Genomic DNA, 16,423 nt, shown 5'->3' on the forward strand with positions numbered 1-16,423 from the left:
GCTCCGGACCGATAGCGCACGCATGACCCTGAGGCGAGTCGCGGCATCGGAACGGTTAGGTGTCGTCAGGCGGGGCCGAGCGTGCTTGGTGCCGCCGGCGGGCGTCTAGGACGGCAATGCCGACGGGAATCAGCCAATAGGCAAAGCCCGGTAGCCCGTAGCGAAGGCCCTGGGGGACGACCTGGGCAAGGACCGCTGACAGGAGGCCTGATGCGGCGATCACGCACCAGGTCTGGGTCCATTCCGCCAGACGGGGGCGATCCGCGGTGCTGACACCCAAGGCGACAGCGCGAAGGGTTCCGTACCGAAACAGCCAGACATAAAGCCCGCTCAGGATCGCAAAACCCAGGCCGTAGATCGTGAAGGTCGCCTTCAGATCATCCAGGCTGGCGATCATTTCGCCGCCTGGAAGTCGCCCACCAGACAGATAGTGGGCCGCCGTATTGGCGAGCATCTGCAGCGGCATCACATAGACGAGAGACATGAAGACAATGGCCAGGCTGATCACGACCACCATGTTGTCACGGCGCGGTACCAGGTGGCCAAAACTGCGATGCCCAAGCCAGAACATGGTGATCAGGCCAAACCCCATGGCAAAGGCAGGCACGCGGGCTAGGCCGGCATAGAGGCCCTCCACGCTGGTCGGAGCTTCACCGCCCGCGACGATCAGCAGGGTCACCGCAAAGGCGAAGGCCGCATCGACGAAGGCGTCCAGGCGGTGGCTGTCCCTTTCGGCTGTCTCCAAGTGCTCGCCTCCGTTCTGACGGAACGAAGGTGCGGGAGTCTGTTCAGAACCACAAGTTGGGAGAGCCGGAAACAAAAAGCCCGGTCGCGGGGACCGGGCCTGATCAAATCTTCGACTGGAGCGGGCGAGGCGATTCGAACGCCCGACCCTCACCTTGGCAAGGTGATGCTCTACCCCTGAGCTACGCCCGCATTCTTGAAGGAGCCGGGGTGGGGCTCCTCAGTCGAGAGGCGGCGCTATAGCCGAACGTCCGGGCGGGACGCAAGGGGGAGAATTCATAATGGCTTCGCGTTGACTCTCGCGTGCCGATCCGTATAAGTCCGCCCTCTTCGCCCGCGGGTTCCCCTCGCGGGCGCGATCTTTTTTGCGTCCGCGCAAGTTTTACAAGCCTAGAGGCCAAGCCATGTACGCGGTGATCAAGACCGGCGGCAAACAGTACCGGGTTCAACCGGGCGACCTGATCGTTGTTGAAAAGCTCGCCGGTGAACCGGGCGATGAAATCAAGCTGGACCAGGTCCTGATGATGGGCGACGACGTTGGGGCCCCCCTGGTCGCCAAGGCCTTCGCCTCGGCCGTTCTGGTCGAGACCCGCAAGGGTGAGAAGGTCAAGATCTTCAAGAAAATCCGCCGCCAGGGCTATCGCCGCACCAATGGCCACCGTCAGCCTGAGAGCGTGCTGCGCGTGGTCGGCCTGACCGGCTCGGACGGCAAGGCCCACAAGTGGGACGGCAAGGCCGACCTGACGACCAAGGCCGAGCTGGATGCCCGCGCCCGCAACCTGGCCCCGCGTGTCGAGGCCGAGGCCAAGCCGGTGAAGGCTGCCAAGCCCGCCAAGGCCGAAGCCGCTGCGGAAACCAAGGCTGCGCCGAAAAAGGCCGCTGCCGCCAAGACCGAAACCAAGACCAAGGCTGCGCCCAAGAAGGCCGCCGCCAAAAAGTCTGACGAAGCGTAAGGAGCTCGACCCATGGCTCACAAGAAATCCGGTGGTTCGTCGCGTAACGGTCGCGACTCGGAATCCAAACGCCTCGGCGTGAAGCGGTTCGGCGGCGAGCGTGTGCTTGCCGGCAATATCATCGTGCGTCAGCGCGGCACCAAATTCCATCCCGGCGACAATGTCGGCATGGGACGCGACCACACGCTCTTCGCCCTTATCGCCGGCGCCGTAACCTTCACCACCAAGCGCGGTGGCCGTTGTTACGTGTCGATTCAACAGCCGCAGGCGGCAGAATAGCGATCCGATAAGGCAGCTTTCCGGATCGCCCCCAAAAGGTGATCCGGACAGACGAGCGCAAGCGGGGAGTCCGGACGCCGGGCTCCCCGTTTTCGTTTCACGACCGGCTTGGGAGAAGCGGTCATGTGCCTGATAGAGACAAGTCCTGAAATCCAGACGCGCCGCACGGTTCTGCGTGCGCCTGAAGCGGTCGATGCCGCTCGCATTGCGGCAGTCTGTGGTGACCTTGCGGTTGCCCGTATGACGGCACGCATGCCGCATCCCTATGCCCTGACGGATGCCGAGGGCTGGATCGGTCGCGCCCAGGGCCAGGACCCGCGCGTCGAGCGCAACTTCGTCATTGATCATGATGAGGAAGGGGTCGTGGGCATGATTTCCCTGTTCCCCAGCGAGCAGCTTGCTGATGAAGCAACGCCACCGGGCCGCTCCGCGGTTCGAACCGAGCTGGGATACTGCATCGGGGCCTCCTGGGCCGGGCGTGGACTGGCCACGGAGGCCGTGCAGGGCCTGTTGGGCTGGGCGCGTCGGGATTGGAGCCGTCGTGTCGTCTCAGCCGGGCATTTCGCCGACAACCCGGCCTCGGGCCGCGTGCTCGAGAAGGCCGGCTTCCTCTACACGGGCGAGCGCCGTTCCCTGTTCAGCCGCGCACGGGGGGCCTGGGTCGCCTCGCGCATGATGGTCTGGCTTGCCTAGAGGGCGACCTGTCAGGCGCGGACGGCTTGGGATCGCGCGCCGGACGGGTTATGTGCGGATCACATGGCCGTGAACGACGACTTTGATCCGACACCTCCTGCCCCACGGCGTGGGCCGCGTCGGCGTGCCTGGATCAATGGCCTGTCGGCCCGGTTGCTGCTGCTGACGGCGGCCTTTGCCATTGCTGTAGACCTGCTGATCCTGTTTCCGGCCGCCGCCAGCTTTCACGAACGCTGGGTGACGGACCGCGTCCGCGCCGCCGAGGTGGCCTCGCTGGTGGTGGAGGCGGCCCCCTATGCGACGGTCGAGGATAGTCTGGCGGACCGCCTGCTGGTTGGGGTCGGAGCCGACACGGTGGTGCTTCAGGAGAACGGCATCCGCCGCCTGTTGCGCGGCACGCCCAAGGAAGGGGCAACGCCCCACCTGATTGATCTTCGCGAGTCTGATCTGGCGGCGCGACTGCTGGACCCGTGGCTGACGCTGCTGGGGCCGGATGATCGGCGGATTCAGGTCATAGCGGCCCCGCGCTGGCGTTCGGGTGACTTCATCGACATCGTCGCCGAAGCGGCACCCTTGAAGGCCGAACTGCGAACCTATGTCCTGCAGATCGTGTTTGCCTCGCTGGTGATCTCGGTCCTGGCCGGGGGGCTGCTCTATGCCGGTCTGGTCATTCTGGTGCTCGAGCCGGTCCGCCGCGTCACCCAGACCATCGAGCGTTTCCGCGATGACCCGGAAGCTGACCCCCGACCCATCCGCCACGAGCGGGTCGACGAGATCGGCCGCGTCGAGGACGAGCTGAACCGCATGCAGCAGGAGGTGCGATCAGCCTTGAGGTCCCGCGCACGACTGGCGGCGTTGGGCGAGGCGGTGGCCAAGATCAGCCATGACCTTCGCAACATGCTGACAGCGGCCCAGATGGCGTCGGATCGTCTCGCGGATTCCGGTGATCCTACCGTGACTCGCGCCCTGCCGCGTCTGGAGCGGGCGCTGGATCGGGCGTTGAACCTGGCCCAGGACGTTCTGGCCTATGGTCGTTCGGAAGAGCCTCGTCCCGACCCCCGCCCGCTGAGACTGGTCCCAGCCATCCATGCGGCTGCGGAAGACGCCGGGCTGACAGATCAGGGCGTGCGGCTGATCCAGCGCGCGCCCTCTCGGCTGAGAGTCGAGGCGGACCCTGAGCATCTGCACCGGATTCTGGTCAATCTGATGCGCAATGCTCGTGAGGCCATTGAGGCCGATCCTGAGCGTGACGGTATCGGGCGCGTGTCCCTGTCGGCGGTGCGGACAGGCGACAAGGTCGAGATCCGGGTGCGTGACGATGGGCCGGGCCTTCCGGCCCGCGCGCGCGAACGCCTGTTCCTGCCGTTCCAGGGATCGACCCGCCGCAATGGTGCCGGTCTGGGCCTTCCGATTGCCCGTGAGCTGGCCCAGGCTGGAGGCGGCGATCTGGTACTGGACGTCACCGGGCCGGGCGGGACGGTGTTCCTGCTGACCCTGCCGGCCCAGCACTGAAGCGGTTCATTCCGTCAGGCTGACCCCGTCGCGCCGATTGTCGGCTCCGGCATCCCAGCGGCCGTTGCGCCAGATCCCCCCATGCAGGCCGCTGGTTTCAGAGGCATTGGGACGCAGCGGTGCCCCCGAGGTCGCCAGCGCCTCGCGTATGGCCGGGCTGAACAGCTCCGTATCGGCCCCGATACTGGACCCGCGGACAACCAGATTGGGCAGATCAAAGGCGGCCTGCATCGACAGATTCCAGTTCAGCACCCCGATCAGGGCCTTGGCGTTGTAGGCGAGGATGGAGTTGCCCCCCGGCGATCCCAGGGCTCCGACCAGCCGCCCCTGACGATCCAGGATGATCGCGGGGGCCATCGAGGATCGGGGCCGTTTCCCCGGGGCCACGGCATTGGCGGCGGGACGACCCTGGGCATCGACCGGCGAGAACGAAAAGTCGGTCATCTGATTGTTGAGGAAAAAGCCCCCGGCCATCCGCCCGGATCCGAACAGGCTTTCGACCGTCGTGGTCATGGATACGGCGTCGCCCCATTGGTCGACGATGACGAAGTGGCTGGTCCCCGCCGGTTCGCGCGTCGCATCCGGTGCGCGCTCGCTCGGGGCACCGGGCGGCGTACCCGGCCCAACCGGTCCAGTCACCGTAGGAACCAGCGCGGCCCGGGTCGCGACGTAGTCGGCATCCAGCAGCCCGGCGACCGGAACGGCCACATGGTCGGCATCCCCCACATAGAGGTCACGATCTGCATACATCAGTCGCTGGAGCCGAGCGAAGGCCACCCAGGCTTCGGGGCTGTCGGGGCCACGGTCGATGTCGGGGGTATGCTCGGCCATGGCCAGGAGCTGAAGCAGGCCCACGCCTGAGGATGGCGGCGGCGGCACGCAGACGAGATAGACTCGATAGGCCTGACAGACAGCCTCACGGCGGACGGGTCGATAGGCGGCCAGATCGGCCAGGGTGAGCCCGCCCGGATCGTTCCCGTCCTGGACGGCCGCTACGATCTGGCGGGCCAGGTCGCCCCGGTAGAAATAGTCCGGCCCGTCGGCGGCCAGCCGCCGCACCGTCTCGGCATAGGCGCGGTTGGTCAGGACATCGCCGGCGCGTGGGCGCGTCCCGTCGGGTCGCTCGAAATAGGCGTCGGCCCAGACGGTATGCGACTGGGGCGCGGCTTCTGCCGACATATTGATGAAGGTGCCCAGGCGTGGCGGCACGACAAATCCGTCGCGAGCCAGTCGCTCGGCGTCGTTGAACAGCCCTGACCAGGCCAGACGTCCATGATCGGCCTGCGCCATCGCCAGCATGGCCACCGCGCCGGGCGTGCCCACCGAGCGGCCCGACAGCACCGCTGAACGGAAGTCCTCAGGCCGACCGTCGCGCATGAACAGCTCCGGTGTCACCGAGGCCGGGGCGGTTTCGCGCCCGTCATAGACGGTGATCGCCCCCGTCTCGGCGTCATAGTGGACCATGAAGGCCCCGCCCCCCAGGCCCGAACTCTGAGGCTCGACCAGACCAAGCACCGCCTGAACCGCCACCGCTGCATCCACGGCCGAGCCACCCCGCCGCAGCACCGCCATACCGGCTTGCGCCGCCATCGGATTGGCCGCAGAGACGAAGGGGCCGTGCGCCCTTTCGGCGGGCGCGGGGATGTCCGGGCGCTGTGGCGTGGTCTGGCCGACGCCCGAACAGGCGCAAAGGGTCAGGGCGGTGGCGAGGGCGAGGATCAAACGCATGTCGTCTTGCTAAACCAGCCGCCGCGCCGGGGCAAAGCCGACCTCGATCTAGCCAAGCGTTCCGGCGATCTGGCGCATCAGGCCGAGAGCTTCTTCGAGATCATCCCAGATGACGCGAACGCGCTCGCGACCGGGTATCGACTGGAACATCGACCCGACTTCGAACCGGTCGCCGGGCGAGGCGAGCGCCACCGTCGCCTGATCGCCGGCCAGCCGTACAATGACCTTGCCGTGGGCGCTTCGCCAGGCCTTGAGCTGTTCGCGGACAACCGGATTGATCAGGGCCCGGGCCTCGTCCGGGCGGGTCGAATAGACCTCCAGACCTTGTTCGAAGGTAGGGTCATCCTCGAAACGAACCCGTTCCATGCCCCGCCCGGGGCTGAAAAAGTTGAACAGGCCACGATCGGGGATGACGACCGTTTCGCCCTGAACCGATCGACGCGAAATGTTGAAGATCAGACCGTTGAACACATCGCGCCGGCTCTTGCCTGATCCGGATACCAGGGAGGCCTCGTAGAGGATGAACCGTCGTCCGTTGTCGTCGCCCTCGAACCGGTCGCGAAAGGTTCGCCCGCCGGGTCGGCCAAACAGGGGGTGGATGGCGTCATAGCCGTCGGCGGAGAAGCTGCCGGCCTGATGCGACAGGCCACGCGCCTGGCCGATTGCGATCAGGGCGGGTTCCTTGAGGGTCCGTGCGGCCCGGCTCAGGGGAACCGAAGCCACCATGTAGCCGACCACCAGCACAAAGAAGAGAATGAAGGCTTTGAAGGCCAGCCCGGGAACCAGGAAGGCCGCGACCAGACCGAGGGCTCCGGCCCCGACCATGATGCATCCGAACCGCTGCATGGCCGTCCGGCGCGCGCCTTTCAGCCCGACGATGGCCGAAGCCAGAGGACCGTCGCACAGCCTGTCGAAATCACCGCTGGTCATCGGATAGGCTCCTCAAACGAGCCCCAGGAGTGGGCCCGTCGGGCCTGCCCTGTAAAGAGCACATTCTGCCCCTTGCATCGGGCGGCGCGAGGGGCTAGGTGTCCGCCCCTTCGCCGGGCCACCTTCAAGCGCCCGGTCTGCGGACCCGTAGCTCAGCTGGATAGAGCATCAGACTACGAATCTGAGGGTCGGGCGTTCGAATCGCTCCGGGTCCGCCATTTCTTTCCATTGTCAGGCATTCTCACCGCATCGGATGGCTGAGGAAGCGCGAGCCTTTCAGGCCAAACCGCCAGGGTGTCTCGATGCCTTTGGTGATGCCGATCCTCGGACCGGTCAGGATGTCGGCGGGCGGACCTGACGGCGGGGTCAGGGCGAACGGCGCCTCGATCAGGGGCAGCCCGTCGTGGTGTCCGGTCACCGCCAACGCCTCGCACAGTTTGCCAGGCCCCGAACACAGCGCCCGCTCCGCTTCCAGCTGTCGGCGTGCCCGCATCGACGGCACGCCCTGGGTCGGTTCCAGGGCCCGGATCAGCACCGCCTGGCCCGATCCTTCCTGGCCGCACACGATATTCAAGCACCAGTGGACACCGTAGATCCGATAGACATAGGCCCGACCCATCGGCCCAAACATCGCCGCGTTGCGCGTCGTCGGACCGCGAAAGCTGTGCGAGGCCGGGTCGTCGCGGTCATAGGCTTCCGTTTCAACAATCACCCCACCGACCCCCTCGACCGTCAGGGTCCAGCCGATCAGGGCGCGGGCGCAAGGCACCGCGTCCTGGGCGACGACGCCTTCTAACGGCCAAGCTTTGGCCATCACTCTAGCCTCACGTTCACTTGGGCAATGGCGCACGCCATGCCCAGACAGACGGACAACAGGGATTCCACATGCGCAACCTGGCTATCACGACGACCTTCATCCTGGCGACGGTGCTGGCGGGCCCGGCCTCCGCGACGGCGACGCAGGAGACCTCCGGCCCCGTTCCCGAGGTGACGGTCGAGCGGGATGGCGACGTCTGGCAGGTCGAGTATGAGCTGGACCGGGATGCGGCGGTGTGGGCCTTCATCCGGTCGTCCTTGATCTATGGCTCGCGAGAGCCGTGGCGGCCGGATGACTGGGTAGTGACGACGCCGGGCGTGGTGCTTGAGCGCGTCGGACATCTGGACATCCTGCGCACCGTCGACGGTGGCCCGGTGCCGCGCCGGGTTAGCCTGCGGATCACGCCCCGGGACCATGTGCTGGAGGCCGACTACGGCCCCCTGGTTTTCACCGATGGCTCCACGGCGCTGTTCACGGGTGCCTTTGAAGTTTTCCCTCTGGAGTCCGTGGAGGCGGCGCGCGCCCTGCCCGAGGATCTCAACGGGTCAGATGTCGGAGTCGAGAATGCGCGGATCACCTGGCGCGACCGGGACGGCCAGGTCCTCATCTACGGTCAACGCGAGACTGAGGCGGTGACGGAGGATGGCACGACCTATGCCCTGTTCGGCCCGGCGCAGATGACGCAGACCGAGCGCCTCGTCACCGTCGTCGATCAGGCGTTGCCCGAATGGGTGGCCGCCTCGATCGAGAGCTTCGCCCCGGCGGTTGCGGCCTATTATGCGGAGCGCCTGGGACCGGGTCAGACGGACCGGCCCACGATCATGGCCGCCTGGCGAGGGCCGACGCCCGAACTTCAGAGCCTGAGCGGCAGCGTTCTGCCCGGCCTCATTGTGATGAGCTTTGAAGGCGTCGGCCAGGTGGAGGCCACGCCCGAATGCCTGGCCACGACCCACTGGTTCATCGGCCATGAGAGCGCGCACTTCTGGCTGGGCCAGACGGTTCGCTATGAGCGGACGCGGGATTCCTGGATTACCGAGGGCGGGGCCGATCTGATGGCGATCCGCGCCCTGGAAGCGCTCGATCCGGCGTTCGTTTCGCGCGACGACCTGCAGGGCGAGGTTGACGATTGCAGCGGCTTGGCGGTGCTGCCGGTCAGCGAGGCGGGGCGGCGCGGCGAACACCGGGCCTACTACGCCTGCGGCGCGGTCTTTGCCCTAGCCGCAGAGGCGGTGCAACGGCGCGCGACGGGCGGTGACTGGTTCGATTTCCTGAGGCCGCTGATCGACGCCAACCGCGAGGACGGGGTCCTCACGCGCCAAGAATGGCTTGATCATCTGACGTCGATCTCACGCGACCCGAGCCTGGCCTCGGACATCGAACTGCTTTTGGACCGCGGGACGCCCGACCCGTCTGCGGTCATCGCCAGCCTGTTTGAGCGGACCGGCGTGGCCTATCGACTGGATGAGGGCCGGGTCCGCCTCGACTAGGTTGAGAACGGCCAGGGGCTGACAGATTTGGACCAGGCGTCGATCTGAAGGTCGGCATGGACCGGCGGAGCGGCCCGTTCGGCGCAAGGGTGGCGCGGGCACAGCCGACAGGCCGGACCGATCGGCGTCACCTCAGGCGCCTCCAGATTCAGACCCCGCGCATAGACCAGGCGGTGCGCGTCCTTCAGCTCGCAGCCCAGGCCGATGGCCAGATCCTGATCACCGGCCCGCCCGGCACCCTGGCGGGCCACGGTCCGCGCCAGGGTGAACCAGCGCCCGCCGTCGGGCGTCTCGACGATCTGGGTCACCACCCGACCGGGGGTTCGAAACGCCGCATGCAACCGCCAGCGCGGGCAGGCCCCGCCGAAGCGCGAGAACGGAAACGCGCCCGCCGCGTATCGCTTGGACACATTGCCCGCCTGATCCACCCGCATCAGGAAAAACGGCACCCCGCGCGCCGTCGGTCGGCCCAGCGTCGTCAGCCGATGTGCCGCCTGCTCGAACGAGACGCCGAACCGCTGCTGCAGGAGGTCCAGATCATAGCCTGTGGCTTCCGCCAGCGCCTGAAACGGGCCGTAGGGCATCAGGATGGCACCGGCCAGGGCGTTGGTCAGGCTGACCTTCAACAGCTCGTGGGCGGCGGTATTGGGGGGCCGAGTCGTCTCCGCCATGGCTTCGATCTCATGGGCGTGAGCACTCAGTCCCAGTTGATAGGCCATGGCGAACAGGCGCGAGGCAGTGCTGAGCGTTTCGGAGAGGGTCAACCGCCGTCGGTGTAGATCGAGCCTGCGCGTCCACTCGACCATCACCTCAGCCGGCAGGATGCGGACGGACAGGTCGTAGGCGGACTTCAGCCGCGCCCTCAGCGCCGCCTCCAGTCCCAGCGGGTCGCCTGACAGCTCGGTATGGTGAGCCTCGCCCAGGGCGTCGATTTCGGGGAAGTGGTTGCGACGTGACTGGATCAGATCGCGCACCCAGTCCGCGGGTGTTTCTTCCAGGCCCCCGCCGCCGCGCTCGGCCTCGATCTGGGTGCGCGACCGCTGATCGGAAAAAGCCTGGTAGAGTCGGGTCAGGGCCTCGGCGATGGCCGGGTTCTCATCCACCGTGGCCAGAATCTCATGCCGCGGGGCCGAAAGCCCCTTGAACACCGGATCGGCCAGAAGCTCGCCCAGCGCCTCCGCTGTTGCCTCATCGCCCTGACCGAAGGCGCGCAGATCGACGTCATAGGTGTCGGCCAGCCGGAGCAGCAGTTGCGCCGAGACGGGCCGCTGATTGCGCTCGATATGGTTCAGATAGGAGGGCGACACCTCCAGATCGGCCGCCATCGCCGTCTGCGTCAGGTCCAGCTCGCGCCGCAGCCGCTTGAGCCGTCCGCCGAGGAAGAGTTTCTGATCCGCTGATCGCGCCATGGATCGAGTTTGTCACAAAGTGACCAATCGGCAAGTGTCATATTATGACAAAATGACTGTAAATATGAGGCCCTGACCGTAGTATTTGTGACTTTCATCCGGTTTCCTGAGCGACAGAGCGGTGCCTTAGCCGCGTCACCAGATTTCAGACCCCGGGGCCTCCCATGACCACCTTCGCCGATCTCGTTCCATCGCCTTCCGGTCGTTTCGACGGCATCGAGCGCCCCTACACGCCTGAAGACGTGCTGCGTCTGCGTGGATCGGTGCCGGTGACCCACACCCTGGCCGAGCGCGGTGCCAACCGGCTGTGGGAACTGCTGCATTCGGAGCCCTACATCAATGCGCTCGGCGCCGTGACCGGCAACCAGGCCATGCAGATGGTCAAGGCGGGCCTCAAGGCCATCTATCTGTCCGGCTGGCAGGTGGCGGCGGACGCCAACACCGCCGGGGCCATGTACCCGGATCAGTCCCTCTATCCCGCCAATGCCGCGCCCGAACTGTGCCGCCGCATCAATCGCACCCTCCAGCGCGCCGACCAGATCGAACACGCCGAGGGCGGTGCCAAGCGCGACTGGTTCGCCCCCATCGTCGCCGACGCCGAGGCCGGATTCGGCGGCCCCCTGAACAGCTTCGAGATCATGAAGGCCTTCATCGAGGCCGGCGCTTCGGGTGTCCATTTCGAAGACCAACTTGCCAGTGAGAAGAAGTGCGGCCATCTGGGCGGCAAGGTGCTAATCCCGACGGCTCAGCACATCCGCAACCTCGTGGCCGCGCGACTGGCCGCTGACGTCATGGGCACGCCGACCATCACGGTGGCCCGCACCGATGCCGAATCGGCCCAGCTCATCACCTCCGACATCGACGAGCGCGACCACCCCTTCATCGACCGCGAGAACCGCACCGTCGAAGGCTTCTATCGCCTGAAAGAAGGTACAGGGTTGGACCACTGCATCGCGCGGGGCCTGTCCTATGCAAATATTGCAGACCTGCTGTGGTGGGAAACCTCCCACCCCGATCTGGACGATGCGAAGAAATTCGCCGAGGCCATCCAGAAGGAGCACCCCGGCAAGCTGATGGCCTACAACTGCTCGCCATCGTTCAACTGGGAAGCCAAGCTCGACAAGGCGACCATCGCCAAGTTCCAGCGCGAACTGGGGGCCATGGGCTACAAGTTCCAGTTCGTCACCCTGGCCGGCTTCCACAGCCTGAACAACTCGATGTTCGAGCTGGCCGACGGCTATCGTGATCGCGGTATGGCCGCCTATTCCGAGTTGCAGCAGCGCGAGTTTGCCAATGAGGCGCGCGGCTACACGGCCACCCGCCACCAGCGCGAGGTCGGCACCGGCTATTTCGACCAGGTGGCCACCGTCATCTCGTCGGGCCAGTCGTCCACGACCGCACTCAAGGATTCGACCGAAGCCGCCCAGTTCGCGGCGGAATAGTCAGACACCATCTGGAGGAAAGACCATGGAAGCGATCTCGAGCCCCAAGGCTATCATCGACTACTGCTTGGCTCCCCTGAACCTGACGCCGGGGTCCGAACCCGAGCGGGAAGCCCGCCGCCGGCTGGAGCACGCCATCAAGGCCTTCCGCCAGGCCGCCGCCAAGCCGGTCGTGGTCGACTTCTCGACCATGCCGTCAGTGGTCATCAACGAAGCGGCCCACGGCTACGAATGACCCTGACCCTTCTCCCCGTGTGGGAGAAGGTGTCACCCGAAGGATGACGGATGAGGGGTCGCACCGACCCGTCCGCACCCGATCTGTCCGTCGCACCGGCTTGCCAGGCCTGCGTGACCCCTCATCCGACCCGCTGCGCGGGCCACCTTCTCCCGCAAGGGGAGAAGGGATAGGACCGAACCATGCCCCTCGACACCCTGCCCGACACCGTCCGCGTTCTTGGCCCCGTCGAGGGCCGGGCGGCGGAGGTTCTGACGCCAGAGGCGCTGTCTCTGGTCGCCGAGCTGCACCGGGCGCTCGATGGCCGACGCAAGACCCTGCTCAAACAGAGAGAGGCCCGCCAGGTCCGCTTCGACAACGGCGACCTGCCCGACTTTCGCGCCGACACCGCCGAAATCCGCGCCGGTGACTGGACCGTCGCGCCGATCCCCGCTGACCTTCTGGACCGCCGCGTCGAGATCACCGGCCCGACCGACCGCAAGATGGTCATCAATGCGCTGAACTCGGGCGCGCGGGTCTTCATGGCCGACTTCGAGGACGCCACCAGCCCGACCTGGGCGAATGTCGTCGAGGGGCAGATCAATCTGAAGGACCGGTGGTCCGGCGACCTGGCCTACAGCGATCCGGCTTCTGGCAAGGCCTATGCGCTGGGTGACACACCCGCCGTGCTGCTGGTGCGCCCGCGCGGCTGGCATCTGCTGGAGCGCCACGTCGAGGTCGACGGAGAGCCGGTCGCCGGCGGCCTGTTCGATTTCGCCCTGTATCTGACCCACAACGCCAAGGCGGCGCTGGATCAGGGCTCGGGTCCGTACTTCTATTTCCCCAAGCTGGAATCGATGGAGGAGGCGGCCCTGTGGGACGACGCCTGCCGCATTGCGCAGTCGCGGCTGGGCCTCCCCGTCGGCACGATCAAGGCGACCATCCTGATCGAGACGATCACCGCCGCCTTCGAGATGGACGAGATCCTGTTCGCCCTGAAAGACCACATCGTCGGCCTGAACTGTGGACGGTGGGACTATATCTTCTCGACCATCAAGCGGCTGGGCCTGAACCCGGATTTCCTCACGCCCGACCGCGCGCGCATGGTCATGGGCGAGGCTTTCCTGAGCGCCTATTCACGCAAGCTGATCGCCACCTGCCATCGGCGCGGTGCCTTCGCCATGGGCGGCATGGCGGCCCAGATCCCGATCAAGAGCGACGAAGCCGCCAACGCCGCCGCCTTCGCCAAGGTCCAGGCCGACAAGGAGCGCGAGGCCGGCTATGGCCATGACGGCACCTGGGTCGCGCATCCGGCCCTGGTCCCTGTGGCTATGGAGGTTTTCAACCGCCTGATGCCCCGTCCCAACCAGCTTGACGTGTTCGGCGACGGGGCCGGCCTAGACCAGTCCGACCTTCTGGAAATGCACAAGGGGCCGCGCACCGAGGCGGGCCTGCGCGAGAACATCCGCGTAGGAATTCAGTACATCGAAGCGTGGCTAAACGGTCGCGGCGCGGTGCCGCTCTACAATCTGATGGAAGACGCCGCCACCGCCGAGATCAGTCGTACCCAGGTCTGGCAATGGCTGAAGCATGCCGCCACGCTTGACGACGGTCGCACGGTCGATGAGGCCCTGGTGCGCGCCTTGATCGAGGACGAGGTGACACGCATGCCGCCGGGGCTGGAGCGTTTGGCGGAGGCCGTCGCCCTGTTCACCCAGCTCTGTTTTGCCCAGACGTGCGAGAGCTTCCTGACCCTGCCAGCCTATGAGGTTCTGGACGGCTAGAGCCGGGGGGTGCTTGCTGCAACCGCGGCGCGGCCCCGACAACGAAGCCGGCTCAGGCTCGCGCCTTCCTCCTCAAACCGATCAGGCCCTAGGCGGCGCGCTCGCCCGCGGCGGGCGCTTCATGTGCAGCGCCGTCGGCCGTCAGTTCAAAAACACAGTCCAGCAGGGATTGAACGCTCACTGGTTTGGCCAGATGGCGATCAGCGCCTGCCGCGTGCGCAGCCTCGACGTGCTCCGGCAAGGCGTTGGCCGTCAGCATGACGATCGGGGTGCGCAGGCGCGCCTCAGCCATCTCGATGTCGCGTAGGGCGCGGGTCGCGGCCAGGCCGTCCATCACCGGCATTTGCATATCCATCAACACCAGATCGAACGCCTCGGTGTCGAAGGCCGCAACGGCCTGTGCACCGTTCTCGACGCAGACAAGGTCGGCCTGGATTTGCGACAGGATGAGCTCGATGACCTTGCGGTTCGTGGGGTGGTCGTCGGCCAGCAGAATCCGAACCGGGCATTCGGCGTCGGCGAGCGTCTGGCTCCCCGGTTCCTCGACCACGGCCGGCGCGTCGGTCAGGAACATTGGCAGGGTCACGAAGAAGGCAGAGCCCCCGCCGAGCTCGCTCTCGCAATCGATATCCCCGCCCATCATCTCGGCAAGCTGACGAGAGATCGCCAGCCCCAGACCAGTCCCGCCGAAGCGGCGGGTAATCGAACCGTCCGCCTGTTCAAAGCGGTTGAACAGCTTGTCTCGACCTGCGGCATCGAAGCCGACACCGGTGTCTTCCACTGAGAAACGAAAGACGGCCTGGCTATCACGGTCGGCGGCCCGTTCGACGGTGAGTCGGACAAAGCCGGTCTGGGTGAACTTGACCGCGTTCGACACCAGGTTGGTCAGGACCTGCTTGACCCGGACCACATCCCCCAAGGCCCAGACCTCGGCGTCGGCGGATACGTCGATAAAGAACTGGAGGCCCTTGTCCCGCGCTGCTGCCTGATAGAGCTGCCCGGCGTCGCGAACGGCCTGGGCCAGATCAAACGGGTTGTCGCTGAGCGTGAGGCGACCGGATTCCACCCGGGCGATGTCGAGAATATCGCTGAGCAGCTGCTGCAGGGTTGTCCCCGAGGCCGCGATCAGGCGCAGCATTTCCTTCTGGTCCTGGCTCAGGTCGGTCTTGCTCAGAACCTCAGCCACACCCAGGACGCCGTTGAGGGGCGTGCGAATCTCGTGGCTCATATTGGCCAGGAACTCGGACTTGGCACGGTTGGCCTCTTCAGCTGCGTCGCGGGCTTGTTCCAGCTTGGCAGCCGCCGTCTTCAGGTCGGTGACGTCGATGATGGTCGACACGGTACCACCGAGGGCGCTGCGTCGGTCCTGAATCCGCAGCCAGCGGCCATCCGCCATCCGCTGTTCCAGGGCACCGATCCCGGTGCGCCGCGCCGCCATGCGCTCGGCCAGCCAGTCTTCTTCGCGTCCGATGGCCTCCGAATAGTGGCCCCGTTCCAGGCCAAGCCTGAGAATTTGTTCGAAGGTGATGCCGAGCGCCAGGCAGTCCTCTATATCGGGACAGGTGCGTTGATACTGACCATTCCAGACCATCAAGCGGTCGTGGGCGTCATAATAGGCCAGACCATCGGTCATGGCCTCCAGAGCTTCCATAAGTCGTTCATGGGCCGTACCGCGATGCCAGCGGTCCAGCGCCGCCACCAGCAAGGCAGCAGACACCAGGATACTGGCAACACCGGCGACCATCGCGGCCAGAAGGCCACGGTCGATCACCGTCACACCCTGCATGTCGGTCTCGATCGGCATAATGGTGACGGCGGCCATGCCGGTGAAATGCAGGCTGCAAATTGCTACCGCCAGAAGCCCCGTGGCGACGAAGGTGGCGCGCCAGCGCTGGCTCTTGCCCAGCGCCAGGAGAGCCAGCGGAGCAATGGCCATGGCCAGGACAAACGAGGCCGTGACAAGCACCGGGTCCCAGACGATGACGCCCTTGGTTTGAAAGGCGTTCATGCCGATGTAGTGCATGGCTCCGATGACACCGGCCAGGATCAAGCCGCTGGCGATCGTGCCCAGTTTGCCAGGGCGCAAGTGCCACATCGAAAAGGCACCAATCGCACCGACGATGGCGATCATCAGGGATGCGACGGTTCCGACTGGCTCATAGCCGGCCTCGAACGAGGGGTCATAGCCCAGCATGGCGATGAAATGGGTCGCCCAGACGCTGGCCCCGGCGACAACGCCGGTCAAAGCCAGCCATGCCAGGCCGATCGTGCCGTCAACCTCTCGCGAGTGGACGAACAGGCGCACGGCGGCACAGACGCCGATCAGACAGACCAGCGCCGCCAGCACAACCAGTCTCAGGTCGTGTTCGGTCGTCAGGCAGTTCAGGACTGTGAGCATTCAACCCTCGGATACCAGCGTGCACAGTCGCAG

The 16,423-nt window shown here is 66.1% G+C and carries 14 protein-coding genes and 2 tRNA genes; 9 read left to right on the forward strand and 7 right to left on the reverse strand.

Translation table 11 applies throughout. The features are described from left to right. Nucleotides 1–55: 55 nt before the first annotated feature. Nucleotides 56–745 carry a TMEM175 family protein gene (locus G391_RS0104175; RefSeq protein WP_029086406.1) on the reverse strand — a complete coding sequence of 230 codons (690 nt, stop codon included), beginning with the start codon at nucleotides 743–745 and terminating at the stop codon, nucleotides 56–58. Between the two features lie 116 nt (nucleotides 746–861). After that, nucleotides 862–936: transfer RNA gene (locus G391_RS0104180), tRNA-Gly, on the reverse strand. Between the two features lie 212 nt (nucleotides 937–1,148). Between G391_RS0104180 and rplU the strand changes: the two genes are divergently transcribed. The 4 genes from rplU (at nucleotide 1,149) to G391_RS13780 (ending at nucleotide 4,181) form a co-directional block, all read left to right on the forward strand. Next, on the forward strand, nucleotides 1,149–1,697 hold the full coding sequence (rplU, locus tag G391_RS0104185) for a 50S ribosomal protein L21 (RefSeq protein WP_029086407.1): 549 nt from the start codon (nucleotides 1,149–1,151) through the stop codon (nucleotides 1,695–1,697). 12 nt (nucleotides 1,698–1,709) lie between these two features. Continuing rightward, on the forward strand, nucleotides 1,710–1,976 hold the full coding sequence (gene rpmA / locus G391_RS0104190; protein ID WP_029086408.1) for a 50S ribosomal protein L27: 267 nt from the start codon (nucleotides 1,710–1,712) through the stop codon (nucleotides 1,974–1,976). Nucleotides 1,977–2,099: 123 nt separating this feature from the next. Further along, nucleotides 2,100–2,669: a GNAT family N-acetyltransferase gene (locus G391_RS0104195; protein WP_029086409.1), complete on the forward strand. Its 570-nt coding sequence runs from the start codon at nucleotides 2,100–2,102 to the stop codon at nucleotides 2,667–2,669. A gap of 63 nt (nucleotides 2,670–2,732) precedes the next feature. After that, the gene (locus G391_RS13780) at nucleotides 2,733–4,181 is read left to right on the forward strand and encodes a sensor histidine kinase (RefSeq protein WP_051257104.1); all 1,449 of its coding nucleotides are present in this window, start codon (nucleotides 2,733–2,735) and stop codon (nucleotides 4,179–4,181) included. Nucleotides 4,182–4,187: 6 nt separating this feature from the next. Here the strand turns inward: G391_RS13780 and G391_RS0104205 are convergent, their stop codons facing one another. Both G391_RS0104205 and G391_RS0104210 read right to left on the reverse strand, forming a co-directional pair. Beyond that, a complete protein-coding gene (locus G391_RS0104205) occupies nucleotides 4,188–5,909 on the reverse strand; it encodes a gamma-glutamyltransferase family protein (RefSeq protein WP_029086410.1) in 1,722 nt (573 codons plus the stop codon). A 48-nt stretch (nucleotides 5,910–5,957) separates the two neighbouring features. After that, nucleotides 5,958–6,839: a DUF3137 domain-containing protein gene (locus G391_RS0104210; RefSeq protein ID WP_029086411.1), complete on the reverse strand. Its 882-nt coding sequence runs from the start codon at nucleotides 6,837–6,839 to the stop codon at nucleotides 5,958–5,960. 141 nt (nucleotides 6,840–6,980) lie between these two features. On the opposite strand from G391_RS0104210, the gene G391_RS0104215 reads away from it, so the two are divergent. Then, nucleotides 6,981–7,057 (forward strand) — tRNA-Arg (locus G391_RS0104215). A gap of 23 nt (nucleotides 7,058–7,080) precedes the next feature. Here the strand turns inward: G391_RS0104215 and G391_RS0104220 are convergent. Next, the gene (locus G391_RS0104220; protein WP_029086412.1) at nucleotides 7,081–7,653 is read right to left on the reverse strand and encodes a DNA-3-methyladenine glycosylase; all 573 of its coding nucleotides are present in this window, start codon (nucleotides 7,651–7,653) and stop codon (nucleotides 7,081–7,083) included. A 71-nt stretch (nucleotides 7,654–7,724) separates the two neighbouring features. Here G391_RS0104220 and G391_RS0104225 point away from each other — a divergent pair, with 71 nt between their 5' ends. Then, on the forward strand, nucleotides 7,725–9,143 hold the full coding sequence (locus G391_RS0104225) for a hypothetical protein (RefSeq protein WP_051257105.1): 1,419 nt from the start codon (nucleotides 7,725–7,727) through the stop codon (nucleotides 9,141–9,143). Here the strand turns inward: G391_RS0104225 and G391_RS0104230 are convergent. Further along, nucleotides 9,140–10,552 (reverse strand): helix-turn-helix domain-containing protein, encoded by a 1,413-nt coding sequence (locus tag G391_RS0104230; RefSeq protein WP_029086414.1) that lies wholly within the window; start codon nucleotides 10,550–10,552, stop codon nucleotides 9,140–9,142. The genes G391_RS0104225 and G391_RS0104230 overlap by 4 nt on opposite strands. Before the next feature lie 164 nt (nucleotides 10,553–10,716). Here G391_RS0104230 and aceA point away from each other — a divergent pair, with 164 nt between their 5' ends. The 3 genes from aceA (at nucleotide 10,717) to aceB (ending at nucleotide 13,992) form a co-directional block, all read left to right on the forward strand. Next, the gene (gene aceA, locus G391_RS0104235; RefSeq protein ID WP_029086415.1) at nucleotides 10,717–11,994 is read left to right on the forward strand and encodes an isocitrate lyase; all 1,278 of its coding nucleotides are present in this window, start codon (nucleotides 10,717–10,719) and stop codon (nucleotides 11,992–11,994) included. A gap of 25 nt (nucleotides 11,995–12,019) precedes the next feature. Next, entirely contained in the window at nucleotides 12,020–12,229 is a 210-nt protein-coding gene (locus G391_RS0104240; RefSeq protein WP_029086416.1) for a hypothetical protein, read from the forward strand. 182 nt (nucleotides 12,230–12,411) lie between these two features. Beyond that, a complete protein-coding gene (gene aceB, locus G391_RS0104245) occupies nucleotides 12,412–13,992 on the forward strand; it encodes a malate synthase A (protein WP_029086417.1) in 1,581 nt (526 codons plus the stop codon). Between the two features lie 88 nt (nucleotides 13,993–14,080). Here aceB and G391_RS0104250 read toward each other — a convergent pair whose 3' ends face one another. Then, the gene (locus G391_RS0104250; RefSeq protein ID WP_029086418.1) at nucleotides 14,081–16,390 is read right to left on the reverse strand and encodes an MHYT domain-containing protein; all 2,310 of its coding nucleotides are present in this window, start codon (nucleotides 16,388–16,390) and stop codon (nucleotides 14,081–14,083) included. Between the last annotated feature and the right edge of the window lie 33 nt (nucleotides 16,391–16,423).

It is taken from the genome of Brevundimonas aveniformis DSM 17977 (assembly GCF_000428765.1).
Lineage (GTDB): Bacteria > Pseudomonadota > Alphaproteobacteria > Caulobacterales > Caulobacteraceae > Brevundimonas > Brevundimonas aveniformis.

Coding starts and splice junctions, on each gene's coding strand:
- G391_RS0104240 (WP_029086416.1), top strand. CDS start 12,020: ATGGAAGCGATCTCGAGCCCCAAGGCTATCATCGACTACTGCTTGGCT.
- aceB (WP_029086417.1), top strand. CDS start 12,412: ATGCCCCTCGACACCCTGCCCGACACCGTCCGCGTTCTTGGCCCCGTC.
- G391_RS0104220 (WP_029086412.1), bottom strand. CDS start 7,653: ATGGCCAAAGCTTGGCCGTTAGAAGGCGTCGTCGCCCAGGACGCGGTG.
- G391_RS0104225 (WP_051257105.1), top strand. CDS start 7,725: ATGCGCAACCTGGCTATCACGACGACCTTCATCCTGGCGACGGTGCTG.
- G391_RS0104210 (WP_029086411.1), bottom strand. CDS start 6,839: ATGACCAGCGGTGATTTCGACAGGCTGTGCGACGGTCCTCTGGCTTCG.
- G391_RS0104195 (WP_029086409.1), top strand. CDS start 2,100: ATGTGCCTGATAGAGACAAGTCCTGAAATCCAGACGCGCCGCACGGTT.
- aceA (WP_029086415.1), top strand. CDS start 10,717: ATGACCACCTTCGCCGATCTCGTTCCATCGCCTTCCGGTCGTTTCGAC.
- G391_RS0104230 (WP_029086414.1), bottom strand. CDS start 10,552: ATGGCGCGATCAGCGGATCAGAAACTCTTCCTCGGCGGACGGCTCAAG.
- rpmA (WP_029086408.1), top strand. CDS start 1,710: ATGGCTCACAAGAAATCCGGTGGTTCGTCGCGTAACGGTCGCGACTCG.
- G391_RS13780 (WP_051257104.1), top strand. CDS start 2,733: ATGGCCGTGAACGACGACTTTGATCCGACACCTCCTGCCCCACGGCGT.
- G391_RS0104205 (WP_029086410.1), bottom strand. CDS start 5,909: ATGCGTTTGATCCTCGCCCTCGCCACCGCCCTGACCCTTTGCGCCTGT.
- rplU (WP_029086407.1), top strand. CDS start 1,149: ATGTACGCGGTGATCAAGACCGGCGGCAAACAGTACCGGGTTCAACCG.
- G391_RS0104250 (WP_029086418.1), bottom strand. CDS start 16,390: ATGCTCACAGTCCTGAACTGCCTGACGACCGAACACGACCTGAGACTG.